The organism is Shewanella mangrovi, assembly GCF_000753795.1.
GTDB lineage: Bacteria > Pseudomonadota > Gammaproteobacteria > Enterobacterales > Shewanellaceae > Shewanella > Shewanella mangrovi.
Map to the genome: position 1 here is coordinate 102,320 of NZ_JPEO01000007.1, position 16,366 is coordinate 118,685.

At 49.4% G+C, this 16,366-nt stretch carries 8 protein-coding genes; 7 read left to right on the forward strand and 1 reads right to left on the reverse strand.

Features of this window, described 5'->3' with window-relative positions:
• Positions 1–3 precede the first annotated feature (3 nt).
• From HR45_RS11205 to HR45_RS11230, 6 genes are all read left to right on the forward strand, one after another.
• Entirely contained in the window at positions 4–966 is a 963-nt protein-coding gene (locus HR45_RS11205) for a DUF58 domain-containing protein (RefSeq protein ID WP_037442975.1), read from the forward strand.
• Positions 959–2,968 (forward strand): transglutaminase TgpA family protein, encoded by a 2,010-nt coding sequence (locus HR45_RS11210; RefSeq protein ID WP_037442977.1) that lies wholly within the window; start codon positions 959–961, stop codon positions 2,966–2,968. Before HR45_RS11205 ends, HR45_RS11210 begins: the two co-directional genes overlap by 8 nt.
• Positions 2,969–3,116: 148 nt before the next feature.
• Positions 3,117–6,584: an exodeoxyribonuclease V subunit gamma gene (recC, locus tag HR45_RS11215; protein WP_037442979.1), complete on the forward strand. Its 3,468-nt coding sequence runs from the start codon at positions 3,117–3,119 to the stop codon at positions 6,582–6,584.
• Complete coding sequence (gene recB / locus HR45_RS11220; RefSeq protein WP_037442981.1) at positions 6,581–10,300, forward strand: exodeoxyribonuclease V subunit beta; 3,720 nt, start codon at positions 6,581–6,583, stop codon at positions 10,298–10,300. Before recC ends, recB begins: the two co-directional genes overlap by 4 nt.
• Positions 10,300–12,321, forward strand: a complete 2,022-nt coding sequence (gene recD / locus HR45_RS11225) for an exodeoxyribonuclease V subunit alpha (RefSeq protein WP_037442982.1) — start codon at positions 10,300–10,302, stop codon at positions 12,319–12,321. The genes recB and recD overlap by 1 nt, the downstream gene beginning before the upstream one ends.
• A 206-nt stretch (positions 12,322–12,527) precedes the next feature.
• Positions 12,528–13,532 (forward strand): D-alanine--D-alanine ligase, encoded by a 1,005-nt coding sequence (locus HR45_RS11230; protein WP_037442984.1) that lies wholly within the window; start codon positions 12,528–12,530, stop codon positions 13,530–13,532.
• Positions 13,533–13,617: 85 nt separating this feature from the next.
• On the opposite strand, the gene HR45_RS11235 is transcribed toward HR45_RS11230, so the two are convergent.
• Positions 13,618–15,003 (reverse strand): FAD-binding oxidoreductase, encoded by a 1,386-nt coding sequence (locus HR45_RS11235; protein WP_037442986.1) that lies wholly within the window; start codon positions 15,001–15,003, stop codon positions 13,618–13,620.
• Between the two features lie 324 nt (positions 15,004–15,327).
• On the opposite strand from HR45_RS11235, the gene HR45_RS11240 reads away from it, so the two are divergent.
• Positions 15,328–16,365: a patatin-like phospholipase family protein gene (locus tag HR45_RS11240; RefSeq protein WP_037442988.1), complete on the forward strand. Its 1,038-nt coding sequence runs from the start codon at positions 15,328–15,330 to the stop codon at positions 16,363–16,365.
• Position 16,366: the final 1 nt, after the last annotated feature.

A 16,366-nucleotide genomic window follows, 5' to 3' on the forward strand; every position in this document is an offset into this window, starting at 1 on the left:
GTGATGAGCCGTATTATGCAGCGCTGGTTTAGTTCATGGTTAAAACGCCGCATTCCCGCAGCGACGCAACAGACGCTGAGTCACCACAGCATTTTTATTCTGCCAAGCGGCTTTGGCCTGTTATGGATTGTGCTCACAGTGTTGCTGTTTTTGTTTGGCACCAACTATCAAAACAATTTGGTCATTGGCATGTCGTTGCTGCTGGCAAGCGTGTTTATCAGCACCATATTGCATAGCTACCGCAATCTTGCTGGACTGACGCTATTATCCGCAGGCAGTACCCATACCTATGCTGGTCAACAACTTTCTATTCCAGTCAAGTTATACGCTACGAAACCCCTCTATCAACTACAGCTATCGTTTCCACATAATGACGAGCTGCGTGTCATTGAGGTGGGTCAACAACCACAAACGCGTGTACTGTCATTTGCGACGCATCAACGCGGGCCGTTAGATCCCGGAAGAATGCGTATTGAATCGCGCTATCCGCTAGGGCTGTGCCGAGTATGGTCATGGCTAGATCTCAATACCCAGCATATGGTATTTCCTGCACACCACAATGGGCGACTCCCGTTTTCGAGTCTTGATGGAGACAGTGGTGAAACCGGAGCAGCGTTAAAAGGCGTTGATGAATATGCAGGCCTGCGAAGCTATATTCCTGGCGAGTCACTCAAGCAAGTGGCTTGGAAACAGTGGGCACAAGAGCGCGGTATGTTATCCAAAGAGTTCACTACCCCCGAAGGAGAGCCCGTATGGTTATGTTTGCCATCGCAACTCGATAACATGGCATTGGAGCATTGGCTAAGTGTGCTCAGTTTTCAGATCGATGAACTGGCGAAAACCCCCAATCAATATTGGGGCTTGCAGTTGGGGCAGCAGAGAATTGCACCGAGCAACGGTCAGGAGCACAGGTTAATCTGCCTCACAGCACTGGCGTTATTTCAGCTAGGAACGGGCGATGACTGAATCCCACGACAATATCACCCGCCATACCCTGCTTTGGTTATTGATCACCAATATTGCGGTCATTATGCCCTTAGCTGATAAAAGCTCAGTAGCAACGCTGGGGATCTGCGGTATCTGTTTTGTTTGGCGCATTGGTATCTATTTTGGACGAGTTGCTCGGCCACCACGCTGGCTCGTAACCACATTAGCAATAGCAGCCGCAGCAACACTCGCGTTAGTCAGCCGAGAGCTGGGAATGCTAAACGCGCTTATTAACTTGTTGATCTTAGGTTATGCACTCAAATATATCGAAATGCGAGAACGGCGCGACATTCTGGCGATCGTGCTTGCCGGCTTTTTTCTTATCGCCCTCGCTTTTATCGATAAGCAAGGTATCGGCGACACCCTGTTAAGTCTGTTAGTGATCGCGATTAATACTGCTACGTTGCTCAGTGTGTATCGCGGCCAGCAAAACCTGATTTTACAAGCACGCCATGCCGGCGTTTTATTGCTGCAAAGTTTACCGCTCGCGTTAGCGCTATTTATTGTATTGCCAAGGCTTTCGCCGCTATGGTTGGTGCCGCAGAGTAAAGGGGCAACCACCGGGCTATCAGACGAAGTCAGCTTTGGCGATATCACTCAGCTTACCCGCTCGCAGGAACTGGCATTTCGTGTGACTTTCGATGGGCAACCGCCAGCAACCGCGACTCTCTATTGGCGAGCGCTAGTGTTGACCGATTACGACGGACATCGCTGGCGGCAATCAGAACCAACTCGCTCTATTAATTGGTTTCGCCCCTATAACATCGATGAACGGCAGGATCCGCCGAGCGAAAATCAACTGAACTATAGCGTTATTGCCGAACGTAGCGGGCAACATTGGCTATTTGGCTTAGATCGGGCGCAAAGCCAAACTAAGGGGGTTAAACAGCTTAACGATTATCGCTTGGTGTCGGTCAAACCTATCGAGCAAAAGTTTCAATATCAGGTGACCAGTGCCATCGGAGCGCCGTTGAATCGCGTGCCGAGTCGGGTTGAGCTCGACCAAGACCTCTCCGTGCCCGCCAAGCTCAATCCTCAGACGATTGCTCTCGGTAAACAATATGCTGCGCAATATCAAAACCCTCGACAACGTTTAGCGGCGATGATGCAGCTATTTAACCAGCAACCTTATTACTACACCCTTACCCCGCCAGCGCTTGGGCAAAATCAACTGGACGAGTTTTTATTTACCACCAGACAAGGGTTTTGCGTCCATTACGCCAGTGCCTTTACCATTCTAGCCCGCGCTTCAGGGCTACCTGCACGTATGGTGACCGGCTATCAAGGTGGCATTTACAATGCGGATGCTGGCTACATGTCGGTATACCAATACATGGCGCATGCGTGGAGCGAAGTATGGCTGCCCGATAGCGGTTGGGTGCGCTATGATCCCACTGCAATGATCGCCCCAGAACGTATCGAGCAAGGGTTTGACAGTATGTTTGCCGCGGAAGATAGCTATCTGGCCGATGCCACATTTAGCGGCATACGCAATAGCAGCTGGTTTAATGCCATTCGCTTACAATTGGCTAATCTCGATTATTACTGGACGGTTTGGGTACTGGGGTTTAACGAACAACGCCAACAACAACTGCTATCCAAATTACTGGGTGAAGCAACGCCGCTGCGAATAGCCTTGTTTTTAGGCAGCGTTATCACCTTAGTGATGCTGATTATCGCCTGGCATACGGGTATTTTACGCCTGCCGACTCGTCGCTCGCCCATAGATTCTGGCTTTACCAAAGTAGCAAACGCGGCAGCAAAAATGGGCGTTGAACGCAGTATAAGTACTGGCCCAAATGCCTTTAGCGAGCAACTCAAACAGCACTGGCCAGCGCTGGTAACTGATATAGAACAATGGCGAAGCTGTTACTCTCAGCTTAAATACCAGCAAAAAAATTCATCACAAATCAGCCAGCTTAAGAAGAAATTTATCTTCTTAAGTAAATCACTTAGCAAAAAAATCAGGAAAAGCCATTAGTAAACAGAACACATTTGATTGATTATTTTCAACACAAAATCAGTCGCGTTGTGTGCATTCAGTAACTAGTACTCGCAAGCATTGACCATTACAATCGGCATTAGACAGCCAAGTAAGGCGTAACAACAATAGGATCTCGTCTGCCCCTATGTTTAAACTTATTCAGTCCAACAAAATGGAGTTGTTATCGGCCACCCTCGCCGACCAGATCCGCACGCCGTTGCCAGGACAATCGCCGTTAAGCGCTGAGCAGATTTTGGTGCAAAGCCCGGGGATGTCCACTTGGCTAAGACTAGAAATTGCCAAGCATAACAGCATTGCGGCGGGCTTAGAATTCCCACTTCCCTCGAGCTTTATCTGGCAACTTTGCCATGCCTTACTGCCTGATGTACCAAAAGAAAACGCCTTCACCAAAGAATCGATGACGTGGAAGTTGTTATCACTACTACCGCAACTGATAGCACAACCTTTGTACGCACCGCTACAACGATATCTCAGCGCCGAATCATCACAACCTGAGTTAAAGCGCTACCAACTAGCGGCGCGTATTGCCGATATATTTGACCAATATCTGGTGTATCGCCCGGATTGGATAGCCGCGTGGGAAGCCAATGAGCAGCCCTTCGCACTTAGTAGCGAGCAGGCGTGGCAAGCTGAACTTTGGCGACAACTAGTGGCCTTTAATGCAGCGCTGGGACTAAGCCGTTATCACCGTGCAAATCTGCATCAAGCATTGGTGGAAGTGCTAGAGAACGACGCCGTTGAGCTGCCACAACTGCCGGCACGGTTATTCGTGTTTGGCATTTCCTCCATTCCGCCACAAACGCTTAGCGTTTTACAGGCATTGGGACATCGCATTCCGGTAACCGTACTGAGCTTAAGCCCATGTCAGCACTACTGGGGCGATATCGTTAATCCTAAAGCACGGGCACGTATCAATCTCACCTATGGTGAAAAACGTCAGTTACCTGCTAACTGGCAGGAAAATCTGATCGTGGGTAATCCGTTATTGGCTAATAACGGGAAACTGGGGCGTGAATTGCTGGATCTGATGCTGGAGCTACCGCCTGAAGCGATTGAATTGGGCGATGACTTATTCTATGCCGCCGGCGATGACACCTTACTGCGTGGTATTCAGCAAGATATTCTGGAAATGGAAACCCGCGGCCGTTTATTAGGCCCAGACAGCGAACTCTATTTGACCGTAAACGGTCGCCGAATTTTGCGTGATGCTGATGACTCCATATTGCTGCGCAGCTGTCATTCGCCATTACGGGAAGTCGAGACCTTGCATGACCATCTGCAGTGGATACTCGCCAAAGATCCTAGTCTCTCAGCGAAAGATATAGTGGTGATGCTACCCGATGTTGCAGCGTATGCCCCTTATATTGACGCTGTGTTTTCCCGCCGCGAAGGCCAATTTTACATGCCTTATGCCATCGCGGATCGCGGTGCCAGCCAAGAATCGCCGCTTATCAGTGCTTTTCTGGCATTACTCGACATCAATCGCAGCCGCTTTGCACTCACCGAAGTCTTGGCCATTCTCGAAGTACCAGCAACATTGAAACGCTTCGGATTGGATGATGACGAACTCACGCTGATCCGTCGCTGGCTCGACAAGGCAGGAGTGCGTTGGGGCCGTAGTGCCGAGAGTCGAAGTCAGCAGGATTTACCCGCGTTTGAACAAAACTCCTGGGCAGCAGGCTTGAAACGTTTAATCCTTGGCTATGCCCTAGAAGACGAAGCCGAACTCTTCGCTGAACAGCTTGCTGTCGCTGGCGTTGAAGGTCAGAATGCGCAAGCACTCGGCAAACTATTCAATTTTATTGAAAGCATAGACCAGCTTAGCCAGCAATTTGCAGAGCCAGCCGTTGTTACAAAACGGATTCAGCAACTTAGCAACTTGTGTGATGATTTTTATCAGGTGACTGATGACGCTGATACGCAAGCCCTAATGACGATTAACAGCGCAATAGCAAAACTTGAATCAGAATTATCGAATGCTGCATTTAGTGAACCACTGGACAACAGCATTCTGCAGCAATGGTTTAGCAGTCAATTAGATGAATCCCGAGTGGGCCAACGCTATCTCGCCGGTGCAGTTAATTTCTGTACGCTCATGCCCATGCGTTCAATCCCGTTTAAAGTGGTCTGCTTGCTGGGCATGAACGACGGTCTCTACCCCAGAGTACAACATCCAGTTGGCTTTGATCTGATGGCTCAGCAACCACCACGTAAAGGCGATCGCTCACGCCGACTTGATGATCGCTATCTGTTTTTAGAGGCGCTACTGTCAGCACGACAACAGCTATATATCAGCTATGTGGGACGCTCGCAGCGAGACAACAGTCCACGTAATCCTTCAATGCTGGTGGCAGAGTTACTGGAGTACTGCCAATTAACCTGCATTCCTGAAACGCTAGCGGCACAATTTAAGCAGGATTTGCTCTCGGCCGAGCAGTTGGCAATGCTGGAAGACACTCTCGTCAGCCGTCTTATCAAACAGCAACCACTGCAGCCATTTGATCCAGCGCTGTATAAGACAAGGCTATTAGCATCTGACGCGGTGCAACCACTGACCCCCTCGTTTTCAGCACAATGGTGTCCGACGCAAATTGAGCCACCCGCGCCTTTTACGCAAGGAACACCGCTGGTGGCAGAGCAAGATACCGCAACAGACATGGTAGCCAATTTGCAACTCGTTGAACTGCAAGCGCTTATCCGCTTTTATCGCAATCCGGCACAGTACTTTTTTAATCGCAGCTTGAAGTTAGATCTGGGGCTAGCGCTTAACGCCGATGACAACGATGAACCGTTTAAACCCAATGCGCTGCAACGTTATCAATTGCAAGCGTTAATGCTAGATGACGCCCTTGAACAGGATGGAGTACAGCAAAGCCAACTCAGTCAGAAACTTAAGGCCAGTGGTCGCCTGCCAAATGCGCCTTTTGACGAACTGACACTGCGGCAATATCGGCGTGATATTGCGCCTTTGGTGGAGCGCAGCCAATTCTTACGCGGTGAAAAACTCACAAAGCTAGCAATTGATTTGCCATTTCCAGCCTTAACCCTGAGATTACAAGGCCACCTAGATAACCTGGGCGGTAAAGGCTTAGTGGACTTTCGTCCCGGCACAGCGAAAGGACGCGATATTATTCGGTTATTTCTGCGGCATTTAGCGATGAACGGTATGGGTGTACAACGCCATAGCTACCTGCTGGATATTGGCCATTTCCATGCTTTTGCGCCATTAGACGCTACGCAAGCACAAGAACAATTGAGTGTCTGGTTACAACATTTCTTACACGGTCAATCACAACCATTGATGCTGTTTCCAAATACCTCGCTGGCATATGCCATGAGCGATGGAGAGCACGATGAGCGCCTGCAGAATGCTCGCAAGGTATGGGAGGACGGCATGTATCCGGGTGAAGGCAGCGAACCACATTTCCAGCGCAGTTTTTGCTACCCAGATGACTTTACCGAACAGCAGTTTGGCAGCATCGCCATAACGCTGTTACAGCCGCTGAACTCACTCTACCACCAAGGAAAGTTAGAAGAGCTGGGTGACTTTGTCGCTCATGGCGGCGTAAGTGCACAAGGAGTCGCATCATGAGTAGTATCACGACGCCACAACTATTAAATCCGCTGACATTACCGTTGCAAGGTGCAAGGCTTATCGAAGCAAGTGCGGGGACAGGTAAAACCTACACTATCTCAGGTTTGTACCTCAGGTTGCTGCTTGGCATTGGTGTTGATAAGGCGCTGACCTGCGAACAGATATTGGTAGTAACCTTCACCAACGCCGCAACCGAAGAACTGCGCGATCGTATTCGTAGCCGCATTCGCCAGGCGTATCGTGCTTGTCTCGGTCTGCCTGAGTCTGACGAGTTTATTAACAGTCTGTTGGCGCCACTCACTGAGGAGCAACGTCATCAGGCGCTCATTCGCTTAGATCTGGCGTTAAAGTCGCTAGATGAAGCGGCAATATTTACCATTCACGGTTTCTGCCAACGTATTTTGAGTGATTTAGCGTTTGAATCCAGCTTGTTGTTTGAAGCTGAGTTCACGCTGGACGACAGCGAGTTTTTGCACCATGCCGTACGTGATTTCTGGCGCCAGCATTGTTACCCACTGAGCGGATTGGTTGCACAACTCATTTACCAAATCTTTGAAGAACCGCAAAAATTACAAGGTTTGCTGCGGCCCTTACTCGGCAATGCTGAAGCCATTGCCAAACCGCAGCCGATCGCCTTTGATGAAATTGCAGCGCAGCTACTGCCCGCTATTGCTCGTTTAAAACAACGTTGGCCAGCCGAGCGAGAAGCGCTTTGCGAGCAACTATTTGGCTTGTCGCTCAACGCAAGCCGCTATGGCAAACAACCTGAATATCCGAAACTTGTGGCGGCACTGGAAGCCATGGATAGCTGGGCAGCATCTGCACATGAACTGCCACCTAAAGATGGGCTCGATAAGCTATCGCTTGCCAATCTCAAAACCAATAAGAGCAGTGCGTCCGCGCCTAGCGCTGAACAAGTGCCGCTCATGGCACTCATAGATGAAATCAATGAACGGCTTGCCAATGTCGAGCCAGCATTTCTTTATTTGGCCCGAGACAACATCCGTCGTCGCTTTCAGCAACAAAAAGCGCAGCGCAACGTATTAACCCCCGACGATTTGCTCTCCACCTTAGCAACAGCGCTTGGCCACCAGCAGCAAGATGATACTGCCGGACGTCTGCTCGCTAAGGAAATTGCCCAGCGTTTTCCAATGGCCTTAATTGACGAATTTCAGGACACAGATCCGCTGCAATTTGCTATTTTTTCGCGTATTTATCAGCAGTCTTACGCATTGACGGCAAAGCCCGCTGACGTCGATGTTTCACCGTCGCCAAGCACGGCCGCACTGTTGATGATTGGCGATCCCAAACAAGCTATTTACGCCTTCCGTGGCGGTGATATTCACACCTATCTGGCAGCCAAACACACTACACAAGGCCAGTACACGCTGGGCACTAACTATCGTTCCAGCGCGGCAATGGTCGATGCGGTCAATACCCTTTTTACTAATCATACAACGCCTTTTGCCGGAGAAGATATTCCGTTTGAGCAGGTAAAGGTGCCAGCACAGGCGGCACAAAAGCAACTGCTAAGCGCTGATGATAATCACGCGTTACAGTTGCGCCTGTTGGCGGAAGATGCGGAGCATGGCCTCAATAAAGAGACGGCGCGCGAACTACTGGCCGAAGATGCTGCTGAGCAGATATTGAAGCTGCTGCAACATGATAGTCAGTTGCAGGATAAACATGGTTCACGCCGCTTGCGCGCAAAAGACATTGCAGTATTGGTGCGCGATCATTTTGAAGCGCAAGCGATGAAGCAAGCGCTGTCGCGACGCCAGATCGGTGCCGTATTCTTAAGTCGCGATAGTGTGTTTAACACCGTTGAGGCACGAGAACTCGCGCTGATACTGATTGCACTGAACAATCCGCGAGATGAATTTGCACTGCGCAGTGCAATGGCGACGCAGTTAATTGGCCAGAGTATTGGCGATATTCATCAGTTCAACCTGAATGAAGACAGCCGCGCCCAATGGTTAGCACAATTTGAACGCTGGCATCTGCTTTGGAACAGCCGTGGTGTCATGCCTTGCCTGATGCAATTGGCGGCTGACACCGGCATGATCCAGCGATTGCTGGCAACCGACAACGGTGAACGCTGTCTGACGGACCTGCGGCATTTGTGCGAATTATTGCAGCAAAAATCCGCCGAAGTCGACGGCCCTGCGGCCCTACTCTATTGGTTTGAACAACAGCTACTTGAAGCTCAAAATGGCGAAGAGCAACAGTTACGGCTCGAAAGTGAGCAGAATTTGGTGCAAATCGTCACCATCCATAAGAGTAAGGGATTAGAGTATCCTGTCTGCTTTGTGCCATTTGTGAGCTTAGGAGCCAGTAGCCGCACACCGGAGCCATTGTTATATCACCAAGATAACCAGCTTATTTGGGACTTAGCCCGCGAAGAAGCGGGTAAGGCGCAGCAAAAACAGGAGCAGTTAGCCGAAGATCTGCGTTTACTCTATGTCGCACTCACGCGTCCGGTCTATCGCTGCTATCTCTCACTTGCAAACTATTCACGTAAGCTCAAAGCGGGCATTAAAAGTTATCTGCCAGATACCGCTATCGGTTACCTGTTAGGATTTGATAGTGCGGACCTAGATTTTGCCGCGATACAGCAGCATCTCAGCGGTTTAGCCTCTGAGGCGATTTCAGTCGCCAATATTGTGCCACTGCAACGCTCTGGAAGTTTGGCCAATGGCGATGAAGCAAACGCGAGCGTCACGCCACTCACATTGGAGATGCCACCGCAGCTTAGCTGGCGTGTTGGCAGTTATAGCGGCTTGATAAAAGAGTCGCTGCATCAATCCGCGCCCTCGTACACAGAAGAGGTAACAGAGCTACCGCCGCAAACACCAGGCATGGATGACGAAAGTTTTGATCCGCTGCAAGCGTTACAGCCAGTGCCAGAAACCATACCTGCGGCACGCTTTTTGTTCGAGAAAGGCGCCAACGCCGGCTCGTTTATGCACCAAGTACTGGAAGATCTTGATTTTGATGCCGACGATTATCGCGCTGCGGTCAGTGACGTATTACCCAATGCGATGCGCCAGTATGGTATTGATGACGCCCAGCTGCCCATGTTGGTTGAATGGTACCAACAGATCCTGACTGCACCATTGGGAGATGAACAACGCGATAGCGGTCTTAGCTTAGGCGGCTTAAGCGCTCGACAAGCGGTGGCGGAAATGGAGTTTTATCTGCCGGTCAGTGAACTCAATTGCCAAGCACTGAATCAACTCCTGAGTGAGTACGGTTATCAAGCGGGACTCAGTTTCGAGACGCTGCGCGGCATGCTCAAAGGGTTTATCGATTTAACCTTTAGCTACCAAAATCGTTGGTATATTGCAGACTACAAATCCAACCATTTAGGCAACAGTTTTGCTGATTATCATGGCGATAATCTCCATCGCGCAATGTTAGCGCATCGTTATGACCTGCAATATCTGTTGTACACCTTGGCACTACATCGCCATCTGTCCAAACGCCTGCCGGGATATCAATACCAACGGGATATCGGTGGTTGCTATTACCTGTTCTTGCGTGGAATGTCACCCGAATATCCACAAGCGGGCATTTATTATGATCGGCCACCACAAGCGCTAATCGAAGCGCTGGACTCACTGTTGAGTGGTGATGCAAATGATACTGGTGATATACCACCGCCCTCACCTCAATCACCGTCGCAACCGCAACTGGATCTGGAGCTATTCTGATGCAACTAGTCAACACGGCGTTATCGCTGCAGCTCAGTCACCCTTTGCCACAGTTACTTAAGTTTGCCGAACAACAGGGCGCTATCACCGCCTTAGATCGTCATTTTGCGCTGCAACTATGCCAACTCAGTGCAGAAACTGAGCCCATGTTGTTATTACTTCTGACGCTGCTGTCCAAACAACTATCCAGCCAGCATAGCTGCTTACCGCTTGCGCATATTGAGCTGAATAATCCGCTTGCACTGCGCGACGAGTTACACATCCAGCCTGATGATTCAGCAAATGAACCGTTATTTTGCCGCATCGTCAGTGAGGCACAAACCGATACTCAGATCTGCGCTCAGCTCAGTGATATATTGCAGCAATCATCTTTGGTCTGGCAGCCACAGGCCAATGAAACAGACGATGCACTAAATCGGCCACTAGTCCTGCAACAGCAACGTTTGTACTTACGCCGCTATTGGCGTTATGAGCAGCTAGTTGCCAGCAAGTTGCTATCGTTGGCACAAGATAGTGCTATCGCAACCCAACTTGATCAGCAACCAAGATTTTTACAACAAGTGAGTGAGTTGCTTAACGGACTGTTCGCGTCCAGCGATGATGAGATCGATTGGCAAAAGGTGGCGGCGGCCACCACCCTCAGCCGTAATTTATCGATAATCACTGGTGGGCCCGGAACCGGTAAAACCACAACGGTTACCAAAGTGCTACTGCTGTTGTTGTATCTGCAACCGCAATTAACCCTGCGTCTCGTCGCGCCAACAGGTAAAGCGGCAGCTCGTCTTTCGGAATCGATTAAGGGCTCAAAAGCACGCTTGCAAAGCGAGCTCAATGGCGTATTGCAACCGCTACAGCAATCGCTTGCACTTATCCCAGAAGAGGCTGCGACGATTCACCGATTATTGGGGGTTATCCCCGACGATTCGCGGTTCCGCCATAACAGCAGCAATCCATTATTGCTCGACTTATTGATTGTCGACGAAGCCTCAATGGTCGATCTCCCACTGATGGCCAAACTGCTGGATGCGTTACCCGAAAATGCACGCTTAATTTTATTGGGAGACCAAGATCAATTGGCGTCGGTAGAAGCCGGTGCTGTGCTGGCCGATATCTGTCATGGCTTACATGATGGTGAACGCTGGCAGATGCAATATAGCCACCAGCAAGCCGAGCGCCTGAGTCAGCTATGTCGTACGCAACTAGCCGCTGGCAGTTACCAAGGCACATTGGGTGATAGCTTGTGTATGTTACGCCATAGTCATCGATTTAAAGGTGATGCCGGGATCGGCATGTTAGCAAGTGCCGTCAATCAAGGTAATGTGAGCGCGGCCAAGCAGATTTGGCGCCAACAATACGCCGAACTTGCATGGTTTGAACAGCAAGCCGAGATGAATGCCGAGCGCCAGCTACTTGACCATTGTGTGGCAATGTATCGCCCCTATTTGGCTTTGGTACAGCAACAGGCAGAACCACAGCAAGTGCTGCAAACTTTTAACCAATTTCGCGTATTGTGTGCGATGCGCGCTGGAGAATACGGCGTTGATGGTCTCAATCTGGCGATTATTCGGCGACTAGCACAAGCCGAGTTGTTAGCACCGCGACAGGAATTTTATAGCGGCCGTCCGATTATCATTCGCAGTAACGACTACAACTTGGGCTTATTTAACGGCGACATCGGCATTCTGTTACCCGACGCTTCCAGCCAGCGGTTGATGGCATGGTTTGAGCGAGCCGATGGCAGCATGATGCAGGTATTGCCAGCACGTTTGCCAAGTCACGATACCTGCTTTGCGATGACGGTGCATAAAAGCCAAGGCAGCGAATTTAACGCTGTCACCATGGTGTTGCCACCACAACCTCGTGGTGCCCAAGTGCAGCTTTTATGCCGTGAACTGCTCTACACAGGTATTACCCGTGCCAAAAAGCATTTTAGCTGTAGCGGTCGTGACGCTGTGTTTAGCCTCGCCGTAAAGCAGCTGACACTGCGTGCATCCGGCTTGGCATCACGCCTTTGGAGCTAGCGTATTGCGATAACTGACGGCCGTAGCAGGGCTGCAGTTCATCACAACTGCGCTACTTTTGTCGTGGTCCATTAACAGCGCAACGCCGTCGCTGTCGACAAATTCAGCACTAGCGCACAAGCACTTGAATTTACATTAACAGTCGCCCCAGATTACGCCATAATGAGCGGCATTAGGCGCAAGCTAACTTGGCAAGGGAGATTGATTTGGATACTCGGATAAACATTTTACTGCTATGTGGTGGCGGTGGCGCTGAGCATGATATTTCCCTGCTGTCAGCACAATACTTTGAGTCGTGTCTAGCCAGCCGAGCTGATGTTAATTTGATTTGGTTAGCACTCGATGGCAAAGGTCAATATCACACCAAAGACGGCAAAAAATGTGAATTAACCAATCGCCGCGAAATTCGCTTTGATGACGAAACTGACGCATGGCGAGTTGATTACGTCATCCCCTGCATTCATGGTTATCCGGGCGAAACTGGCGATATCCAGTCCTATTTCAATCTGATTAATCTGCCCTACTTTGGTTGTGAGTCTGAAGCCAGCAGTAACTGCTTTAACAAGATCACCGCCAAGATGTGGTTTACAGCTCTCGGCATCCCTAACACGCCTTATCTATTTGTGAATCAAGTGGATGACGAATCTATTCGTCGCTGTGAAGCGGCATTTGATGCATGGGGGTCACTGTTTGTTAAGGCCGCGTCTCAAGGATCATCCGTTGGCTGTTTTAAAGTCGACAAACGCGAAGAGATTGCGCCAATACTCAGCAAGGCCTTTTCATACTCACCTTATGTGATTGTCGAAAAAACCATTCGTGCGCGTGAGTTGGAAGTTGCCGTCTACGAATATCAAGGCGACGTGATTGCCACGAAGCCAGGCGAGATCATCTGCGCCGATAATACTTTCTACACCTTTGAAGAAAAGTATGCCGCGAGCAGTCACGCTACGACCCAAGTGGAAGCCAGCAATCTCTCTGAAACGCAAATCGAGCAGATCCGCGACTACGCTGTACGCGCCTTTAAAGGGCTAAAGTTACGTCATCTGTCACGCATTGATTTCTTCCTTAGCGATGAAGGTGAAATCCTGCTAAATGAAATCAACACCTTCCCGGGACTGACCAAAATCTCTATGTTCCCGAAAATGTTGGCGCACCATGGCGAAGACTTCACTGAGTACCTATTAAATAACATCAAAGCCCAGCTGAGCTAAGCGTTGCTTTAACACATAAAAAAGCCAAACGTGATTGTTTGGCTTTTTCGTTTTTGAATGCTCGATCGTGTACTGCGCTAAACGATCAGTCCGGCGTAATATTCTGGTTAATTTTGAAAAAATTATCGGGGTCGTATTTTTTCTTAAGTTGCTTCAATTTCATATAGTTAGAACCGTAGGCAGATTCCGTCCGTTCCGACTCATCTTGGGTGAGGAAATTGACATAAGCTCCGCCACTCGCAAAAGGTTTGGTCTTGGCGAAAAACTCACGCGCCCAGGTAATGCAAGCCTGATCATCCGCTGCATCATCCCAACGCCCATGCACGTTCATCACATAATTGGCGTCGCGGCTGGAATATGCCATCGTATCTGCCGCCGCTTTCGCCGTTTCACAGCCGAGCGATGCGATAAATATTTCGCATTGAGCAGAAGGTAAGCTTGCCGCATATTCAATGGCCGCATCGATAACACCTTCACTCAGATGTTCAAAGTTATGTGACTTCCAGTAATTTCGTGCACCCGGCGTCAGCAGAGGATCAAACGCCTGTTGCCAAGCACAAAATGGCTGAACACCAATATGCTCACCGTAGGCCGTTGCAAAACTACGTAATGGTGCGATCAGTTTTTCACCGTCGGCAGGATCGCCGGCATAGCACAGTGCCAATACGATAATCTCTTTCCCATGAACCTCCTCAGGTAAAAACGGCAAAGGTGGCGCTTTACGGGCAACCATCCACACACTGAGTTCAGCCGGTGCCGTTTCGGTAAAACGTGCAAACTGCGTTATCACAGATTTCGCCTGTTCAAATGGAAACGCAATGAGGCCGCTGAGGACTTCTGGCCCAAGCGGATGAAGCTGAAACTCAAATTGCGTGACAATACCAAAGTTGCCACCGCCTCCACGTAAGCCCCAGAACAGATCGGCATTCTCTGTATCACTAGCATGCAGTAAGCGGCCATCTGCGGTCACCACATCGGCAGACAACAGATTATCGATAGTCATTCCGAACTTACGGCTTAGCCAACCAAAACCACCGCCAAGTGTTAATCCCGCAATACCGGTAGTTGAGTTAATCCCAACAGGCGTCGCCAACCCGTGTGCCTGAGTAGCTTTATCAACGTCTTCAAGCGTACAGCCGGGAGACACCAACGCGCGGCGAGTCTGTGCATCCACGTTGACGTCTTTTAACAAGGATAAATCTATCATCATCGCATCATCACAGATGGCATTGCCTGCAATGTTATGGCCGCCACCACGTACTGATACCAATAACTTGTGCTGACGGGCAAACTTAACTGCTGCCATCACATCATTTGCACCTGTACAACGGGCGATAATGGCGGGTTTGCGATCAATCATCGCGTTCCAAATTTGCCGAACCTCATCATAGTCTGGGTCGTTTGGGGTCACAATTGTGCCGTGGAAGTGCTGTTTGAAATCATCGATTTCACGTGTTTGAAGGGTGTTCATTCGATTGTCCTCTCATGTTACACATGAGTGTTCACGAACATGGAATCTTGCTAATTCGAACTGCGTTCAGAGTACTCATCACTAGATGTTTTTAGCTTGGTTCTGAGATAGTCCCAACAACGAACTAAGAACTGTTTGAATTTTTAGCCTAGCAGAAAGCCACTATTTCATTAGGTTTTTGTCAGTGTTCCGATCAGTTACTCTCAAGCGTTATCAACTAACCGCTTAACGTTTTTCACATTTTCGTTTGTTCACTGCTGATGTTGTACTATCGATACTGGATAATATGTTGAGGAAACAAGCAAATCGGTCATGGAGAGCAACATGCAATATCCATTTAAAAATCTTGTATTTGAAGGCGGCGGCGTAAAAGGCATCGCCTATGTCGGCGCGTTAACCATCCTCGAACAACGCAATATCATGCCGAATATTGAACGTATCGGCGGTACCTCAGCAGGCGCTATTAATGCTGTGTTACTTGGGCTCGGTTATTCGCTTGATGAGACCCGAAGACTGCTTTGGTCGCTGGATTTTAACCAGTTTATGGATGATTCATGGGGCATCGTCCGTGACAGCCAACGACTATTAGATGAGTTTGGTTGGTATAAGGGTGACTTCTTTCGCCAATGGATAGCTGAGCTGATTGCCGCCAAAACGGGCAACGGTGAATCAACCTTTGCTGACGTGCATGCTATGCGTGCAACTCATGGATTCAAAGCACTCTATTTCGTTTGCACTAACCTCGCCACCTCGTTCTCAGAAGTGTTTTCGTTTGAACATACGCCAACGATCGCTATCGCTGATGCAGTCAGGATTTCAATGTCGATTCCGCTCTTTTTTGCGGCTAAACGTAACCCGCAAGGCGATGTAATGGTGGATGGGGGTTTGCTAAATAATTACCCTATCAAACTGTTTGATCGTAGCTGCTATGTCGATGCGGCTAAATGCCGTCAAACCGATTACTATCAGCGCTTGAATCGCCAACAAGCCGCCTCCAATGCGGCAGCCAATTACATCTACAACCATGAAACATTAGGGTTTCGTCTTGATAGTAAAGAAGAAATCGCGGTAGTTCAGGATCCGTCACAAGCGGTTCACCGTCAAATCACCCACTTTTTTGACTACACCTGGGCACTGATACGTACTGTGTTAGAAGCTCAGCAAAATGCCCACTTGCACAGTGATGACTGGGCGCGCACCGTTTATATCGACACTCTTGGGGTGAACACCACAGACTTCGATATTAGCGATGAACTCAAACAAGCGTTGCTCGACTCAGGGCGCCAAGGTGCTGAACAATTTTTGGCTTGGTATGATAACGCCACACCTAAACCCAATAAGCCAGATATTGTCTCCCGCTAGC